The sequence below is a fragment of the Kluyvera sp. 142486 genome, from assembly GCF_046569695.1.
In the GTDB taxonomy this organism is placed as follows: domain Bacteria; phylum Pseudomonadota; class Gammaproteobacteria; order Enterobacterales; family Enterobacteriaceae; genus Kluyvera.
On the sequence record NZ_JBKHUI010000041.1, the window covers coordinates 1 to 1,208 of the forward strand.

Here is a 1,208-nt window from a genome sequence, read left to right on the forward strand (position 1 = left end):
TGTAAGTATCCCGGCAAAACGACCCATTCACTTTTAGAGATCTTCCGACATACTGATTATGTCCCCTGAGGAGATCGCTATGCGTAAGATCCGATTCACCGAGCACCAGATCATCGCCGTCCTGAAGTCCGTCGAAGCGGGCAGGACCGTCAAAGATGTGTGTCGTGAGGCCGCTATTTCCGAAGCCAGCTACTACAACTGGAAGGCGAAATATGGCGGGATGGAAGCTGCTGATATCAAAAAAATCAAAGACCTTGAGGACGAAAATCGTCGTCTGAAGCAGATGTTTGCCGATCTCAGCCTTGAATGTCGGGCACTGAAAGACGTTATCGAAAAAAAGCTTTAAAACCAGCGATAAAGCGGGAGCTCGTCAGCTATCTGACGGCAAAGTTTGCCATGAGCATCCGCCAGGCGTGCAGGACATTATCGCTGAGCAGGACGGTGTATTTTTATCAGCCCGATACCCGGCGTGATGAACCGGTGATCCTTGCGTTGACTGAACTGGCAGAACGCTATCCGCGATACGGTTTTAAGAAGCTGTTTCAGGTGCTACGCAGGCAGGGTAACGCCTGGAATCATAAGCGTGTTCACCGGATTTACTGCGTACTGAAGCTGAATTTTCGCCGCAAAGGCAAGCATCGTCTGCCGGTACGAAACCCTGCGCCACTGGCAACCCCTGAGGCACTTAATCAGAGCTGGTCCATCGATTTTATGCACGACGCGCTGGTGTGTGGCAGACGCTTCCGTACCTTCAATGTGGTGGACGATTTTAACCGGGAAGCCCTGGCGATAGAAATCGACCTGAATATCCCGGCCCAACGTGTCGTCCGGGTACTGGACAGGATAGTGGCAAACCGCGGATATCCACTGAAGATGCGTATGGATAACGGACCAGAACTGGCGTCGCTGGCGCTGGCACAATGGGCGGAAGAACACGGGGTAATGCTGGAGTTTATCAGGCCGGGCAAACCGACGCAGAATGCCTTTATCGAACGGTTTAACCGGACGTACCGGACAGAAATCCTGGATTTTTATCTCTTCAGGACCCTGAATGAAGCGCGGGAAATAACTGAGCGATGGCTGGCTGAATATAACAGTGAGCGACCCCATGAATCCCTGAATAACCTGACGCCAGAAGAGTACCGGCTGATGGCTGAAAAACCGGAAATCTCAAAAAGTGCGTGGAACTAAAACAGGTGTGCTTACAC

1 protein-coding gene is annotated in these 1,208 nt (G+C 51.7%); it reads left to right on the forward strand.

Annotation, left to right across the window (positions count from 1 at the left end; all coding sequences use genetic code 11):
- Positions 1-79: 79 nt before the first annotated feature.
- A protein-coding gene (locus ACLGE8_RS22645; RefSeq protein ID WP_411001370.1) for an IS3 family transposase occupies positions 80-1,191 on the forward strand; the annotation gives its coding sequence in 2 pieces (ribosomal slippage) (positions 80-341 and positions 341-1,191; 1,113 coding nt in all).
- Positions 1,192-1,208: the final 17 nt, after the last annotated feature.